The organism is Clostridia bacterium (genome assembly GCA_035561135.1).
GTDB lineage: Bacteria > Acidobacteriota > Terriglobia > Terriglobales > Acidobacteriaceae > DATMYA01.
This window is the reverse complement of sequence record DATMYA010000008.1, coordinates 373,722-389,933: the sequence shown is the minus strand read 5'-3', so window position 1 is coordinate 389,933 and position 16,212 is coordinate 373,722. Positions and strand designations below refer to the sequence as shown.

8 protein-coding genes are annotated in these 16,212 nt (G+C 56.9%); 3 read left to right on the top strand and 5 right to left on the bottom strand.

Features of this window, described 5'->3' with window-relative positions:
* Positions 1-49 precede the first annotated feature (49 nt).
* The 3 genes from VN622_01825 to VN622_01815 all read right to left on the bottom strand — a co-directional run bounded on the left by VN622_01825 (position 50) and on the right by VN622_01815 (position 5,129).
* Positions 50-511, bottom strand: a complete 462-nt coding sequence (locus VN622_01825) for a hypothetical protein (GenBank protein ID HWR34591.1) — start codon at positions 509-511, stop codon at positions 50-52.
* 422 nt (positions 512-933) lie between these two features.
* Positions 934-3,828, bottom strand: coding sequence for a carboxypeptidase regulatory-like domain-containing protein (locus VN622_01820; protein HWR34590.1), 2,895 nt, complete (start codon positions 3,826-3,828; stop codon positions 934-936).
* Between the two features lie 101 nt (positions 3,829-3,929).
* Positions 3,930-5,129 carry a hypothetical protein gene (locus VN622_01815; protein ID HWR34589.1) on the bottom strand — a complete coding sequence of 400 codons (1,200 nt, stop codon included), beginning with the start codon at positions 5,127-5,129 and terminating at the stop codon, positions 3,930-3,932.
* Between the two features lie 463 nt (positions 5,130-5,592).
* On the opposite strand from VN622_01815, the gene VN622_01810 reads away from it, so the two are divergent.
* A complete protein-coding gene (locus VN622_01810) occupies positions 5,593-6,066 on the top strand; it encodes a DUF4920 domain-containing protein (GenBank protein HWR34588.1) in 474 nt (157 codons plus the stop codon).
* A gap of 84 nt (positions 6,067-6,150) precedes the next feature.
* Here the strand turns inward: VN622_01810 and VN622_01805 are convergent, their stop codons facing one another.
* Together VN622_01805 and VN622_01800 are read right to left on the bottom strand one after the other, a co-directional pair.
* Complete coding sequence (locus tag VN622_01805; GenBank protein ID HWR34587.1) at positions 6,151-6,852, bottom strand: VIT family protein; 702 nt, start codon at positions 6,850-6,852, stop codon at positions 6,151-6,153.
* A 15-nt stretch (positions 6,853-6,867) separates the two neighbouring features.
* Positions 6,868-9,678 carry a cation-translocating P-type ATPase gene (locus VN622_01800; protein ID HWR34586.1) on the bottom strand — a complete coding sequence of 937 codons (2,811 nt, stop codon included), beginning with the start codon at positions 9,676-9,678 and terminating at the stop codon, positions 6,868-6,870.
* Between the two features lie 187 nt (positions 9,679-9,865).
* Between VN622_01800 and VN622_01795 the strand changes: the two genes are divergently transcribed.
* Both VN622_01795 and VN622_01790 read left to right on the top strand, forming a co-directional pair.
* Positions 9,866-12,817, top strand: a complete 2,952-nt coding sequence (locus VN622_01795; GenBank protein HWR34585.1) for a sigma-70 family RNA polymerase sigma factor — start codon at positions 9,866-9,868, stop codon at positions 12,815-12,817.
* 55 nt (positions 12,818-12,872) lie between these two features.
* The gene (locus VN622_01790; protein HWR34584.1) at positions 12,873-16,157 is read left to right on the top strand and encodes a carboxypeptidase regulatory-like domain-containing protein; all 3,285 of its coding nucleotides are present in this window, start codon (positions 12,873-12,875) and stop codon (positions 16,155-16,157) included.
* Positions 16,158-16,212 lie beyond the last annotated feature (55 nt).

Sequence of the window (16,212 nt, the reverse complement as noted above, 5' to 3'; positions counted from 1 at the left end):
CACCGGTGGCGCAGACTCGCCGCATACACACATCTTCGCCTCAGCAGCCTCACGCTGCTTTTGAAGGCTTAGGACGCATCTCTCTCGTATACTTGCGCATGGCAGCGATATGACCCGGGGAGCGGTTCTCGATCCAGGTCTCGTAGCGCTGCGCAGCTTTTTCCACGTGCGCGAGGAACTGCCGGTTCACAAAGCGCTCCCGAGCCTGCGGGACGTAGGATTTGACGAGTTCCCACACCCCGAAAAACTCGCCATTGGTCTCAAAGAATAGGTCTTCGTGGAGCAACCCGTAATTGAGCAACGCACAGGCTTGGTCCCAATAGCTGAACACCATCATCACGAAAGTGCCATTTTCCGATCCGGGCGGCGCTAGTTTCATGGCCTCGTCGAGATCGTTCGCGATGTAGTTATTGAAGAACCAATCACGCGCCTGGCGCAGCCGGGGCTCGCGACGCATTTCATAAATCTGCAAGTGGAGTTGCGCTTGTTCGTGCGTGGGTTGTGCGCCCATAATCCTTGTCTCCTCCAGTCTGTTTCTGCGGTGGATCAATTCGATTTTCATGGTCTGGGATGATTCTCTGCGAATCGGGGTTGGGGTACGGGGGGATGGTTTTGCGCGACTCGGGGCTGGGGCAAACGCCTCCTGGCGGGTGTAGATCGGTAGAAGCTGTCCTGTGCAGACGAGCCAGTCGTTTATACGTGGAGCGGAGGTCCGTGATGACCTCGCCGTCCGTGGCGGCCAGAAGGAGGGTTGAGCTATGGCGCGGACGTTTCGCCGGCCGGTGAGGAACACCTGTAGTCGCCGCCGGTGGTACGAACATCGCAAGGACTAGCGCATGGTTCGGGGGGTGAGCCGTGCGCTAGTTCTGCGAGCTGACGAAAGAGCAGCGAGTTGAATTCGTGCATCGTTCGCCGAGGAAGATGCTTCAATTCTTAGAACGAGAACTGCAACTGGAAATCGATGCGACGGTTTGCCGCTGATGAGCCGCCGCCAGCAATCGAGGTGGATTGGCCGAATCTGTCCGAACTGAGATTGCCGATCGGCGTACCTGAATTCACGTTGTTGAACAGGTTGCGGGCAGATGCACCGATTGTCAGGTTGTAAGGCTGATTCGTACGGCCTCCGCCGAAGCCGCCACCGTGACGACCGTGGCCGCCGTGGCCGCGCCCCCCACCCAATCTTACAGGTCCGCCTATTGAAGGGCCACTCTCGCCTGTTGTCCCTGGGGCGGGTTCCGCCTTCCTGCCAAACCCGAAGGTTTTACTGACGCGCAAGTTGGTCGTGAACTGGCTGGGTCCGGTCCTGTAGTTAATGGGGATAACTTTTACGCCGGGAGCAGGCGCTACATCCAGTAAACCCCAAGGAGTTGTCCGAAGGTTCTCGGCCAGTGTCTGGCTGGTGGCAAAAGCAGGCCGATCATTGAAGATGGAGTCGTTGTTCAGATCTTTACCGATCGTGATGTTGAACGGCCGCCCTGAGCTTACATTGATCATCGGGCTGAGCCGGACTCCATATGGCAACCCGATGCTACCGCCCACCGTTGCCCGGTGGCGGACGTCAAAGCTTGCGCGTCCATAATCAGCACTCAGATCAAAAGGAGTTGACGGGAAGCTACCTGCGCCCGAGGTGTTGCTGTCTGCGTAACTCAGCGAATAATGGCCGAACAACGACAGGATCGAGGCGAGACGAACGTTCACGTTCGTCATTAACTGGTTCTGTTTGAAGATGCCTGCGGACTGATATTGATAGATATTGCCGTGATCCGGGTCGGGCCGGGTTCCATCAGGCAAAAGCGCATTCACATTCGCGGAGACAAGCTGATGCACTCCGCGCGAAATGACATACGAGACAGCCATCGTTGCCGCCCTTGAAACCTGTCGCTCCAGCGTGAACGCGGCCTGCATCGTATACGGCGTTTTAAGCTTCGGACTGATCTTATAGATGATCGGGATCGACTGCGACACTGGATCGTTCGTCGCGGTTAAATCGGGAACATTCGGGTAGAAATCGGGATCCTGTACGAGATATTTCTGTTGGAGAACACCATTCCATCGCTTCTCCTGCAATGCCAGGCCTTGGCTGACGCGGTCATAGAACATGCCGACTCCGGCCCGCAAGACGGTCTTCGGTGCGGCATTCTTCCCGCCGCCAATTCCCCATGAGAGACCCACACGCGGCGCGAAATCCACCTTGTCGTCGATGTTGGTCTGCGATTCGAAGCGCACACCGTAGCTGAGCGTGATGTTCGGGCGAATCCTCCAGTCGTCCTCCGCATAAAGTCCGGCATCGAACTGCGAGATTCCGGCGAGTGCTGTCCCGGCGCTAATCGTAAATTGGCTTGCACCGCCGCATACCGTGGTCGTTTCTCCCGTTGGCGCGCTCGGATCATTCACCACTGGAACGCACGTAGCTCGAATCTGCTGCGGCGTCCATCCTTGCGCCAGTCCCTTCTGGGCAATCTGGTATGCCGTCATCGATGTGAAAATAAACGTGCCGTTATAGTTGCTGTTCGCGCTGCTGGCGTACCTGTTGTAGCGCAGGCGGCCACCAAAGCGAATAAAATGCTTTCCGTGAACCTTGGAAGTGTAGTTCTGCAGTTCGTAGTGGTCCGCGTGATCGGAAGTGCGTCCAATGCTGTTTCCGCCTCCCGTGAACATATCCATTACCGAAATCGTCGGAGCAAAGTTCTGCGCGGTCTGCTCAGACGTGTTGCGAACATACTGGAAGCGGGTCTCATTGATCGTTGACGCGTTAAGCACTTGCGTATCGCTGATCTGAAGGTTCTGTTCGGTGCTGTTGTCGTCGTATCCCCGCGAAGGTAAATTGAACTGTCCGATTCCGTTGTTGGTGCCCTTCGACGTTTCGTACTCGTACCTTGCCGTGAAGGTGTTGTTCGGCGTGATTTGGTAGTCCAGGCGAGGGCTGATGCTCGTGCGAGTCCTGGGATTGCGAACGGCCTGGCTGAAGGGAATGGGATCAAAGTTAGAATCGAGAATCGTGGCGTTGACGATAGAGGTTTCGTTGACGTTCCGCCGCTCCGCGTTTAAAAAGAATGAAGCTTTGCTGTTGAGCGGGCCGCCAATGTTTCCGCTGTACTGTTCCGTGTGATATCCCGGAACCTCCACCCCTGGCTGTTGTCGAAGATATGGGTTCTTCGAGTTGAAACTCGAGTTGTTCAAATGGGTCGAGAATTGCCCGTGATACGAGTCTTTTCCCGGCTTCGTGAATATCTCAACGCGTCCGAAACCGAGCCTGTCATACTGCGCCGAGAACGGATTCTGGTTGATGCGAATCTCGCGGATCGAAGACTTCGGCGGTAGCTGACCGCCGGTAAAACCGTCGATGTAAATCTGTCCGCCGTTGGGTCCGGCTCCCGGTCCTGCCAATGCCTCGAGATCGGCCCGCAGGTCATCGGGGTCGTCGGAGAGTGCGTCGAGATCCTTATCTTTGATAATGAGAGCGCCAGCATTGCTGCTGGGATCGACATCAACGTTTGTGGCTTCAGCCTGAACAACGACTTGCTGATCTTGCACTGCAATGGCAAGCGGAACGTTGAGCGCCAGAGTCTGGTTTGCAGAGATCACGACACCCGGCTGCTCATACGGCGCGAAACCTTTCGCCTGGACAGTCAGAGTGTAGTTGCCGGGTATCAGCCCTTTTATTTCGTATATCCCATCGCGACCTGTCACCGCGCTGGATACCTGCCCAGCCGAGCCTGTGACTGACACGACCGCCTGTGCAATCACCGCGCCTGAAGGGTCAGTGACCAGTCCGCGCGCAGAGCCTACAGGCGCTTGCGCGAGCAAGCTGCCAGCAAAAATTGTCACGAGAAACAGCGCAAGACAGCTATACGTTCGTATTGCGGATCGCCAAAAGTACATCACACCTTCCCATTGAAGAACAATTGCGCATTCACAAGCGCTCTGAACTACTCACCTTCACCGCTCGAAGAGGCAAGATCCCAAGGCGATAGAAGCGTGGCCGCGTCACCGCCGTTTGGCGAGGTCAAGAGAGGTTCCACGCCGCTCAAGAACATAATCGCCCGTGATTCGTTTGTTGCCGTCCCTTGCGTAGCCACAACCATAACTGCGTCACCTTTGTGGAGCTCCGCAATCGTGACCGCCGGAACCCGGCTCAACATCTGCTGTAGATCACCACCTGTAGTTGGCGCCGACGCGTCGCCCGGCGTCGCTCCCATCGGGTTCGCCCTGGGACTTCGCCGTTCACCAGTCGAGGGGACACGCTGCGCAGTGCCTGGAGTCGGTTTTGAACTCATAGCAAGGCGCTGCGCGATCATCGGCGGCAATTTGCGGATTTGCGAATCCGCCACAATTTTCACGACCACGAGCTTCTTGGTCGCTAGATCGGTAATGCTGACGGTGTTCTTGTTCGCGTCAATTGCTGCAATCGTGCCGGCGATGTGACGGAACGAACCGGAAACGATTTCTACCGCGTCGAACTCAGTACCGTCAGCGCTCCTGGTCCCACGCGCACGCAATTGGTCACCCGGCTTGATCTGATCAAGCGGCGCGATGGTTGCGTCGTCAAACCTCGTAGAGTCTGGCGCGTAGCGGCGAAGGATCGTGCCGTTTGCGACATGAATCGCAGTTCCCTTGCCGCCGGCATGAGACGTGGAAAGGGTAATGGTTTTGCTAGTGAGGTCGACCGCACTCACTAGTCCTCCCACACCACGCTTCTGCCAGTCTTCGCGGTTGCGAGCCTGCCGCTCCGCAATATCGGTACGCGTCATCACAATGAGAGACGAAGCAGCAACCGATTTGTCACCAGAAATGCTGGTGCCTCGCACCAGAATCCGATCTCCAACCTGCACGTCTGCCAGTTGGATCGGCGTTGCGCCCTTGAGGTCGTTCTGTCCGGGAGCGGTGCGAATAATTCGAGTGGAATCTTGAACGATTACATCGATGTCGGATCCCGAATCCAACGCCAGAAGGATCGTGTTCCCGCGGACAGCCTTCACGGCCCCAACGGGCCGCACCGTTTTTTGCGACGCCTGCTCGGTCTCTGCCGCAACGGAGTTTGCACGAGTGAAGGGGACAGCCGTTAACCCAGCGACGATTACCATCGCTGGAATACTCAACTCCAATAACAATCTCTTTCTTCGAATCATCAATCGCGCCTCAACGCCCCCTCGGGCCAGCAAAGCTGGCATGATGCTCAACCCAACTGCACGAGGTATGTTGCGTCTCAATAGGATTTTTCGTGCTCGTATGCCCAAAACGGAATCGATGAGCCGACGAGACCATCGAGCCTCGGTTATCTCGCGGCCCGAATGAAGAATGCGGGCACTTGAAGTAATCATCCCACGGACCAACGCAAGTGGACTAGGACAAGGATGTATGAATTGCCGAACTTGTTCGTCCTTGAGTTGTCGCGATAGCAATCGTGGGTAAGTTGCTCTGGAGACTGGACGAGTGTTAGTGTTGCAATCTCGCGCCGATATCGTCAACGAACGTCGCACGCTCCGCCATCATGACAGCGCGCGGTTAATTGCAGTCGTGGGAACACTGTGTCTATCAGTTTCGAACGCTGCGTAAACCCGTAATCCGCAACAATTTTTGAAAGGAGATTCTGTGAAGAGAGCATCAATACAACGTGTCTTTGTGTTTGTTACGGTTTTCATTCTGGGGCTTACGGCATGGGCCGGCGAGACCAAACTTGGCAACCCTCTAAAGCTGAAGGAAACGGTCAGCATTAAGAAGCTCGTTGTACACCGCGACCAGTACGCTGGTAAGGACGTGCAGGTGAAGGGCAAAGTGACGGAGGTCTGCCAAAAAGCGGGTTGCTGGATGGTCGTCATGGACGATAAAGGCAACGCAGTGAAAATCAAAGTCAAAGACGGTGAGATTGTTTTCCCGAAAGACGCAGCCGGCAAGATGGCGACCGTGGAGGGGAAATTCGTCAAGACTGAACGGACACGCGAAGAGGCCATTCAACAGGCAAAGCACGAGGCAGAAGAAAAGAAGCTTCCATTCGACGAATCTAAAGCGAAGATTGAAACGGTTACCTACCAGATACAGGCAACGGGCGCGGTGATTTCGGACTGACGAAGCCGTTTCTAGATGTTTGAAATGCTGAGGGTGCTCGCGCGCGACTGACGTTCGACTGTTAACGTCCCGCCAGCGGCACCCTTATGACGACCCGAAAGTTCCGAACAGTGTACCGATTGCCGCTGTGGCGGCCATCGCTAATGCGCCCCAGAACGAGACCCGTCCGGCGCCAACCCACGGGGAAGCGCCTCCTGAACGGGCCGCGAGTGCGCCCATTCCGGCAAGGCAAATTAACGACACTCCTGAAACGGCGAACAGAATCCTCGCCTGGGAAACCAAGATCGCCGTCAGAATCGGCAAGGCTGCTCCCACCGAAAATGTTGCTGCCGATGCCAGCGCAGCCTGTAGGGGACGGGCAAGCAGATTTTCCGAAAGACCAATCTCGTCACGAGCGTGGGCCGCAAGCGCGTCTTTAGCCATCAATTGCAGAGCCACTATTTTTGCCAGCTCCGGCTGCAGTCCACGCTGCACGTAGATTGCGGCAAGCTCTTTTTCTTCGCTGGACCGTTGCGTCTGTAGTTCTTTCCGCTCGAGAGCAATATCCGCACGTTCCGTATCGGCCTGGGAACTGACAGACACGTACTCCCCAGCAGCCATGGAGAGCGCCCCAGACACCAGCCCGGCTACGCCCGCGAGCAAGATTTCAGATCGGCGCGAGTTGGCCGCTGCGATCCCTACGACAAGGCTTGCCGTAGAGACAATCCCATCATTTGCGCCCATCACCGCGGCACGAAGCCAGCCGATCCGTCCTGTCTTGTGTTGTTCACGATGCCGCACTTGCACCTCAAAGGTCTCCCGTTACGCTGCTCTCTTGTTCATCGCTCGCGTAACCGCTTTGCTTATCTCGCGCAGCCACAATACCGAGCTTGCGACCATTGCGCAGCGCACCCAATCGCCGAGGTTCAGGCTCGATGTCGAAAAGGCGCGCTGCAGAAACGGCACGTAAACTACCGCCACTTGCAGCGTCAGCGACAATGCAATTGCCAGCCATACCCAATGGTTTCTGAAGATTCCCCGGAATGCGCTCTCTTTGTCGGAACGAGCATTGAAGACGTTGAATAACTGGAAAATCATCAGTGTCGTGAAAGCCATTGTTTGCGCATAGTTCATAGTGCCGGAGCCCTCTATCAGCCCTCCCGGCAAAGACGCATCCAGGATGAGCAACGTCCCGGCGGCCATTACTGCGCCGACGAAAAAGATGCCCCGCCACATGGGTTTCGTGATCACGCGTTCTTCGACTGGGCGGGGAGGCCTGTTCATCACTTCTGGATCGGCCGGGTCAACGCCCAACGCCAGCGCGGGCGCACCGTCGGTAACGAGATTGATCCACAAAAGCTGCGTAGCCAGCAACGGGAGAACGACAGCGTTCTCATCCGCGCGCAACCCGATAAACTTCGCCAGAATGACGCCGAAGAACATGGTCATTACTTCGCCGATATTCGACGAGAGCAAGTAACGCAAAAACTTTCTGATGTTTAAAAAGATTGAACGGCCTGCTTCGACAGCTGCAACGATAGTCGCGAAATTGTCATCTGCCAGAATCATGTCGGCCGCTTCCTTGGAAACGTCAGTGCCTGTAATCCCCATCGCGACCCCGATGTCCGCCGTCTTTAGAGCGGGCGCATCATTGACCCCATCTCCGGTCATGGCTACGACCGCTGCGCCTGCCCGCAACGCCTTCACGATTCGCAGTTTGTGCTCGGGGTTTACTCGCGCATAGACGGCTGTGTGCTTGACGGTCCGCGCAAGCGAATCATCGGACATGGTTTCGAGTGCCGCACCTGTGACGGCCCGGTCATCGCGCACGATGCCTAATTCGCGAGCGATCACCTGCGCCGTCTTCGGATGATCTCCCGTGATCATCATTGGACGTATTCCAGCGCCTTTAGCGCGAGCGACAGCGTCTTTCGCCTCTTCGCGCGGCGGGTCAATCATCCCAATCAATCCGGCAAAGACCAGGTCGCGCTCAACCCTGCTGTCGAGTTGCTCGGCTTCCGTATCGGCGGGCATAGGCCGAAACGCAACTCCCAGCGTCCGCAACGCGCGCCCGGCTAGTTCTTCATTGATGCTCAGAATTTCCTTGCGACGCTCATCGTTCAAGGGCCTGAGATGTTCTCCGGCGAGTTCCTGTGAGCATCGCGAGAGGAGAATGTCGGGGGCGCCTTTTGTGAAAACGAGCACACGGTCTTTCCTCTCCGCGTCTGTGTGAATCGTGCTCATCAGCTTGCGCTCTGAGGAAAATGGAATCTCGCCGATGCGTTCAAAGCGCGCGGCCAGAGCCTCGGCTTCCAACCCGGCTTTGCGAGCGGCGACAACGAGAGCACCCTCGGTCGGATCGCCTTGTACCGTCCACCGGCCGTCGTGCTCCTGTAGAACTGCGTTATTGGCGCGGTCGGCAGCCGCAAGCACCCGGTCCAACTCGAGGCGGAGATCACCGTCGACGGCTCCTCCTCCATTCCGCGTTACCTCGCCTTCCGGAGCATAGCCGGTGCCCTCGATGTCCACACGACCGGAGGCCGTAACGACCACTCGCACCGTCATTTCATTCTTCGTCAGCGTGCCTGTCTTATCGGATGCGATGACATTCGCCGATCCGAGCGTTTCCACCGCCGCGAGATGGCGAACGATCGCGTTCCTGCGCGCCATGCGCTGAACTCCGATCGAGAGTACGACTGTCACAACCGCCGGCAGTCCCTCCGGCACAGCCGCGACGGCGAGCGCTACCCCGAGAATGAGTACCTCGAAGATTGCTGAGAACCCTGTCACGTGCTCAACGAGAATGATGGTCGCGATCATCACGGCTGCAATGATCACCACGATCACTCCCAACAACTTTCCGACCCGGTCCAGTTCCTTCTGCAGCGGCGTCGTCTCGTCCGGAACTTCTTTCAGCATGCCGGCGATATGACCCATCTCGGTGTTCATGCCGGTTGCGACGACCACGGCACGCCCGTGTCCGTAGGTGGCGGTGGTGCCACTGAAGACCATGTTGTCGCGGTCGCCAATGCCCGCTTGCTCGGGAATCGGATCCACGTCCTTCGAGGCCGGTAAGCTCTCGCCAGTCAAAGCTGCTTCGGCTGTTTGTAATGCTGTGGATTGGATTAACCGGGCATCTGCGGGAATCGTGTCGCCTTCTGCGACGAGAATGATGTCGCCGGGTACCACCTCTGTGGCCGGAATCTCGCGCTGCTCGCCGTCGCGCACCACATTCGCGTGTGCCGCTGCCATCTGGCGCAGGGCCGCCACTGCAGACTCCGCTCGCGATTCCTGGATATAACCCATTACCGCGTTGAGCAGAACGACAGCAAAAATCGTGATCGCTTCGTAAGGCAGGGCAGATTCGCGTTCATACAGCCAGAGCGCGCCAGAGATGGCAGTCGCAATCAGGAGCAGGATGACGAGCACATCCTGAAACTGGGCGAGAAACTTCCTCCAGGCAGGTACCGGTTTTTCCGCCGTCAACTCGTTGCTGCCGTAGCGTGCTCGCCTTGCTTGTGTCTCGCCTTCACTCAAACCGCGTTCGGCGTCGCTTCGAAGCTCCGCAACGACCTTCTCGAATGGCCGCTGGTACACATCTGACACGTTTCGTTGAGTTTCTTCGACTGTCATTCAGTTCATCTCCGGGTTCGATGATCTGCGTTCGAGACCTGGCGACCATTAACAAATTCCGGGTAGTCCGTACCGACAGCAGTGACATACGTCACCACCAAACACGCTTATTTTGCCTAACATAATAAAAAAGTTTCACAAGCGCGAAATATCGCCTCCCCCAGGAGCGACAGATATGTAACAACAGATGCTGAAGTCTCTAAAACGCGCACCCCGGCATAGTCGTGTGGTCGGCCCGGAGCCGACTTATGCCGATATTTTTCTGGACCGCTACAGCCGGCTACGCAGCTGGGCGCTGCGGCTCACAGAGAATGAGCATCAGGCGGAGGACGTCCTCCACGACGCCTTTATTCAATTCACCCTCACCCGGCCGGACCTGAGCAAAATCGCAAATATCGACGGATATTTGCGAATCATCCTGCGAAATGTCTACGTATCGATGGTGCGCCGCGCTGCATGCCGCACCACCGTGAATGCGTCAATCCTGGAGTACGACTCTGCGGAACTCGGACTTTGCGTGCTCGATCCCGTTGCGCGCATAGAGGCGAAACAGGAACTGTGGCTCGTCTGTGGTTACGCTTGCGAGCGGAAGCAGGATTCAACGGCGGGTAGCGTCCTCATCCTGCGATTTTTCCACGGCTATTATCCGGCTGAGATTGCGCGTGTAATGCGCGTCACGCGCCAGGCGGTTGCAAACAGGCTGCTCGTGGCGCGAAGTGAAGCGCGGCTACGCATAACCCACCGAAACATCGAGGGCACCGGTCTTCAGGAGGCGCAGACCAAGACCCACCGTCCACGGCAGGAATATCTTGCCGAACTTCGTCAGAGGGTCTTTGCATCGTGCCAGGGCGAGTGCATTGGCCGTAGCGAACTGGAGCGCGCATACGCGCAGGCAAGCACGCAGACAATTGAATGCTGCCAGATTGCCCACATTGTGAGTTGTGCGAAGTGCCTGGATGAAGTGAATCGCATCCTTGGCCTTCCGCTTTTGGCGCAGCGTCATCCGTCCGATATGCTCGGCCCTGATTCGCACGACGGGTTCGATGGTGGCGCGGGAGCCGCAGACGGCGGCGGACACTTTGGACGCTGTGCGCGGGAAGTTTATGAGCACCGTCCCGAGGAGCTCCTCCTTTCGGTCAACGGGTACTCGGTGGGATCGCAGAAGATCAGTTCGGGGCTGATGGAGCAGACCGTCAGCGTGCCGATCGCTGAGCCCGTCAGCTTTATCGAGCTCTTCAGTGAGCGCAACGTTCGCCTCATGCTACTGAACGTCGAGGATGCCGCAATTGACGGCGCGGTAGAGCAGTCTGCCGCCGTCTGCCTCAGTGATAACCGGATATTGACGGCGAAGTTGAATCTGAGTGGCCACTGGCCTTCGGTCCACGTCAGCTACAGCGATCCTTCGATTGCCCGTCAGGCAAGTGCGGTTGAGGTCGTTGAAGACGACACGACAGCCCGGCAGGCAGATGCAGTTCACGTCGAAGGCGAAGTACTGGGATCACCGGTCCCTCGCAGTAACTGGTTGACACGGAGCTGCGGGCTGCTTGTTCTGCCGTTGCGAGCGCTTCGGGGACTTTCGCCCTGGCTGCGTCCAGTGCCTGTCATGGCTGTGCTCGCGGTGCTTGCGGCGCTGCTGTTGATTTTGACGCCATCGAGAAAAGAACCGCCGGCGGCAATACTGGCGCGTGCGGAGGCCGCGGAGCGAACTGTTCCTGCTGGGAGCGCGGATGTTGTTCACCGCAGCATCGCGGTCGAAGAACGGAAACCCGGCACGGAGAAGGTAATTCGGCGGCGGCGAATCGAATTCTGGCAAAAACTGGGACAGGCGACGGGTTCGCGACGCGTCTTTGATGAAAACCAGAAACTGGTTGCCGGTGAGTGGACGAAGCCGGACGGCACAAAGATTACATACGCCTCAGCCAGCGCAACCCTGCAGGACGGGAAGTCGAAGAGCGGAGTTCTTTCCGTGCCGATGTGGGACCTTGTGCCTGCCGCAGAGGTCTTCCGTAAGCTGGCCGATGGCGGGGGCAAGCTGAAAGCTGAAGAAAATGACCGCGAAGTCGTCCTTCGCTATCAAAATGCCAGGCCAGTGCAAGATGGTCCGCGGTTGGTGAACGCCAGCCTTACTCTGCGCCGCAGCGGTCTCCATGCGGTCGAGCAAAGTTTTGTAATTGAACAAGAGAACGACAGTAGGGAATACCGCCTGGTCGAAACCGGATACACGCGGCAGCCAGACGCAGACACCGATCCGTCAGTTTTCGAGCCGGAGCCGCGGTTGTTTTTCCCGGCCGTCCGTTTGCAGCCAGCCTTGCCGTCGCCATTGTTCGCTCCCGTAACGACGGAGCAGGAAATCGAAGTGCTGCGCCGCCTGGACACAGCACAGGCGCTTGCCGGCGAACAGCTGGAATTGAGGCGCACCGATGGCGTGCTGACTCTGCGTGGCGTGGTTGAGAGTCCGAAGCGCCGGGACTCGATTCTGCGCGCGCTCGGTCCGTTCACCAAATCTCCTTCGCTGAAGGTGCGAGTGAATACGGTCGCCGAGTTGCAGCGACGCGCCCCAGTCCCAGATCAAACGGCCAAACGGTTGTTTGTGGATTCAATCGAAGTCAGCGGCGATCGCATCCCGGCGGATGCCGCAGTGCGTGCTTACTTGGCCCGCAGAGGCATTACCACAGAGCTCGATTTAGAGGTCCAGCGTTTCTCCGAACAAGTAACGGGCTACTCCATGCAAGCGCGGATGCACGCGCAAACGCTGAGAGAAATTGCCGGGCGCTTCACTGCGGCCGAGATTGCGGCCATGACAGAGAAGGCGCGTGCAGAGTGGCTTGCCCTGATAAGCCAACACGTAAATGAATTCTTGCGGGTGAACAAAGAGCTCCGCGCCAGCCTGCAACCGATCTCCCCCGACACAATCACTGAGGTGCCTTCCGCCGTTGTCGTCGACACCGAAAGTGATCTGAAAACGCTGGCCGATGGCCTCATCCGCTTGGCTAAAGCTAATGATGATGCGGTCGGCCGTTCCTTCCGACTATCAACCGGCAGTGACTTGGAACCGACGGTGAATACACCGCGGTTCTGGCCGTCAATGTACGCGGCGGAGGTCACTGCTGCCGCCATTCTGCGTCATGCGCAGCAATGACGAAAGTAAGTATGGCTGTGCTGAGTCTCCGAAAGAAGAGCAACGAGGAGCAATAATGAGTCGGCAACGTAACCTGCAATGGATAGCGTTCTTAATTATTGTGCTGTTGGCTTCCGCGCCCTGGTTGAGCGCGCAATCCGATAGCGCAACCTTGAGCGGCACGGTGTTGGATCAAACCGAAGCCATCGTTACAAACGTTAAAGTAACCGTAATGAACACGGCCACCGCGGTGCGACGCAGCGCGGTCACAGACCGCAATGGAACATTTGCTGTTCCGTTGCTCTCACCCGGAACGTACAAGGTAATCGCAGAACGTGATGGTTTTGCACCGGCAGAAATCAACAACATCGTCCTGAATGCGGCAGACCAGAAGCTGTTGCGGATTCGATTGAAGGTCGGCGCGACGACGGAGATGGTCAAGGTCGAAGCGACGGCAGACATGATTGAAACATCGTCGGCCGTTGGCACAGTTATCGATCGCAAGTTTGTAGAAAACACTCCGCTCAACGGACGCAGCTTCCAGTCACTGTTGCTTATGACTCCGGGCGCCGTTATGGGCTCTGACGGCGATGGCCAAATGAGCATTAACGGCCAGCGTACCAATTCCAATGCATACATTATTGATGGCGTGTCGGCGAACGTCGGCATTCAGCTGAACAGGTCCCAGCGCAGTAACGGTGCGGGTGGGTATGCAAGCATCGACACGACGCTCGGCGGCAATACACCAGCCTACAACTCCTTTGGCGGCACCAACGGCATGCTGTCGGTCGACGCCCTTCAGGAGTTCAAGGTTCAAAGCTCAACCTTCTCGGCAGAGTATGGACGCCAGCCAGGCGGTCAGGTCCAGATGACCTCCCGCTCCGGCGAAAACCAGTTCCATGGCACGGTCTCGGAATATTTCCGTAATGATGTGCTGGACGCGAGAAACTGGTTTGTTAAGGACAACCAAAAGAAGCCAGCGCTTCGGCAAAACAATTTTGGGTTTACCGTCGGTGGTCCGATTATTAAGGACAAGACCTTCTTCTTTGCATCCTACGAAGGTCTACGGCTTATGCTTCCGCAAAACAGCACCAAAATGACCGTTCCCAGTACGTGGCTGCGTGACGAAGCTGGCCTCACTCCGCAAGTCAAGGCAATCCTCAACTCTTTCCCGCTCCCGAATGGCCCGGACAATCTCACTGCCCAGGGAGTCCCTTCCGGAAGCGCTCCATTTACCTACACCAGCTCATCCGCGCGCAACATGGATAACGTCAGTGTGCGCGTAGATCATGCGCTGAATTCAAAAGTGACGATCTTTGGACGCTACAATCGCGCCCCTTCCAACAGCGAAGGCTGGAGTGGCAACCAAAGAGGCGCCACGGAAATGCTGCTGAACACCCTTACCCTCGGCACAAACGCCGTTATCAGCAACAACATTACGAACGAGTTCCGTGCCAACTATAGCCATAACAAAGCTACGGGTCTCAGTGAACTCACAAACCTGTACAACACGAACCCCGTGTCTCGGGATGCGCTGCTGCCGTCCTTTGCCGGCGACTTGGCCCAGGTCACGGTCAGCGTGTTAGGCGGGAGCTTCCAAATAGGTCCGAACCGCGAAGCCGTTCAGCGGCAATACAACTTTGTAGACAATCTAAGCGTGGCACGCGGCCACCACTTGATGAAGTTCGGGGCCGACTACCGGTATGTGTTCCCGAAGACCGCACCCCGCAATTACGGGCTTAGTCTCACTCTGGGGAGCCTTGCCAATATACGCAGCTCGCTTGCAAGTGGAGGAATCACTGCGAATGAGAGCGTCGTGGCTGTTTACGAAAACTTCTCTATCTATGGGCAGGATACCTGGCGCGTGGCTCCGCGCTTGACCCTGGACTACGGTATGCGGTGGGATTACAACCCCGCCCCGCATGGCCGCGAAGATAAACCGCTTTACACAGTCTCGAACATTGATGACCTGCCGAACGTTGCATTGGCTCCGGCTGGTACAGAACTGTATCCCTCGATCAAGACCGGTTTCGGCCCACGTATTGGTGCTGCTTACGAGTTGAATACAACCCGGGGCTGGGAAACGGTCGTGCGTGGTGGCTACGGTATCTATTATGACCTCGGCGCCGGCACGGCAGGGTTGGCCACTGAAGGTTTCCCCTACACGCGGATGAAGCCTGTGGGCGCCACTACCGGAACGGCTGTACCGTATCCCTTCACGGAAGCACAACTTCAAGCGCCACCTACGTTGAGCCTAACGCCACCTTATAAACAGCAGATGTTCAACGCAGTGGATCCTGACTATCACATGCCTCGGTCTTACCAGTGGACGCTTTCATTACAGCAGTCGCTCGGCAAGGACCAGTCGTTGACCGTTTCGTGGGTCGGCAACTCCGGAAAGAACCTGCTTCGCAGGTACATGTATAACGTCGGTTCCGTCAACACTGACTTCGGTGGTACAGCGCAATCGTCAAGGCTGAGCGTGACTCGCAGCAATGATGAGAAGGGCGATACCTCCGACTACAACTCGATGCAGATTCAGTTCCAGCGCCGCATGTCGCGTGGCTTGCAGGTAATGAGCAACTACACCTGGTCGCACGCGATTGACACCGGTTCGTCGGATTGGGGCATGAATGACGAATATTCAAGCTCGGATCCAATGGACACGCGTGCGTCGTCGTCCTTCGATCGCCGCCACATCTTCAACACCGTGGTCAGCTACGAATTTCCGAAACCGAGCTTCGGTTCTAGTGCATTCGCCAAGGTTGGCAACGGATTGTTGAGCGGCTGGGCAACCGACTGGATTCTGAAGTACGAGTCGGGAACACCAATGGATGTAACGTTCCTGGTTGACCCCAGTCCATATCTGCCGAGCGGATACTACATGTTCCGAGCAGATAGGGTTGAGGGAGTTCCCATGTGGGTGGATAGTCCGAGCGCAGCATCTGGAAAGGTGTTGAATGCCGCGGCGTTCGACTTCCCATCGATTGTTTGGGCAGACGCAACAAAGAAGACTCTAGGGGATCCTTCCAAACTTACCCATGGCAATGTCGGCCGCAATTCCGTGCGGAATCTGGGCGCATTCCAGTTCGACTTCGCCATCCGTCGTGAATTCACTATAACCAAGCGCGCGAAATTGCAGTTCAAGAGCGAATTCTTCAACATTCTCAACCATCCTAATTTCGCGCCGCCCAGTACTCAGTTGGGCAACGTGTTCTATGGATGGGGCTTCTCGATGAAGAACTCGACCTTCGGCCAAACCACCTCGATGCGTGGACAGGGCAACATTGGCGGGCTGGACTCGTTCTACCAGCTCGGCGGCCCGCGCTCGATTCAGTTTGCCGCCAAAATCGTGTTCTAGCTTGTCATAACTAAGTAGTCCTCCTGAGGCTGGCGGGGAAGCTAATTCCCCGCCA

Bases quoted from the DNA above. Each gene is read 5' to 3' on its own strand.
- VN622_01825 (HWR34591.1), bottom strand. From the start codon at position 511: ATGGGCGCACAACCCACGCACGAACAAGCGCAACTCCACTTGCAGATT.
- VN622_01815 (HWR34589.1), bottom strand. From the start codon at position 5,129: ATGATTCGAAGAAAGAGATTGTTATTGGAGTTGAGTATTCCAGCGATG.
- VN622_01800 (HWR34586.1), bottom strand. From the start codon at position 9,678: ATGACAGTCGAAGAAACTCAACGAAACGTGTCAGATGTGTACCAGCGG.
- VN622_01795 (HWR34585.1), top strand. From the start codon at position 9,866: ATGCTGAAGTCTCTAAAACGCGCACCCCGGCATAGTCGTGTGGTCGGC.
- VN622_01790 (HWR34584.1), top strand. From the start codon at position 12,873: ATGAGTCGGCAACGTAACCTGCAATGGATAGCGTTCTTAATTATTGTG.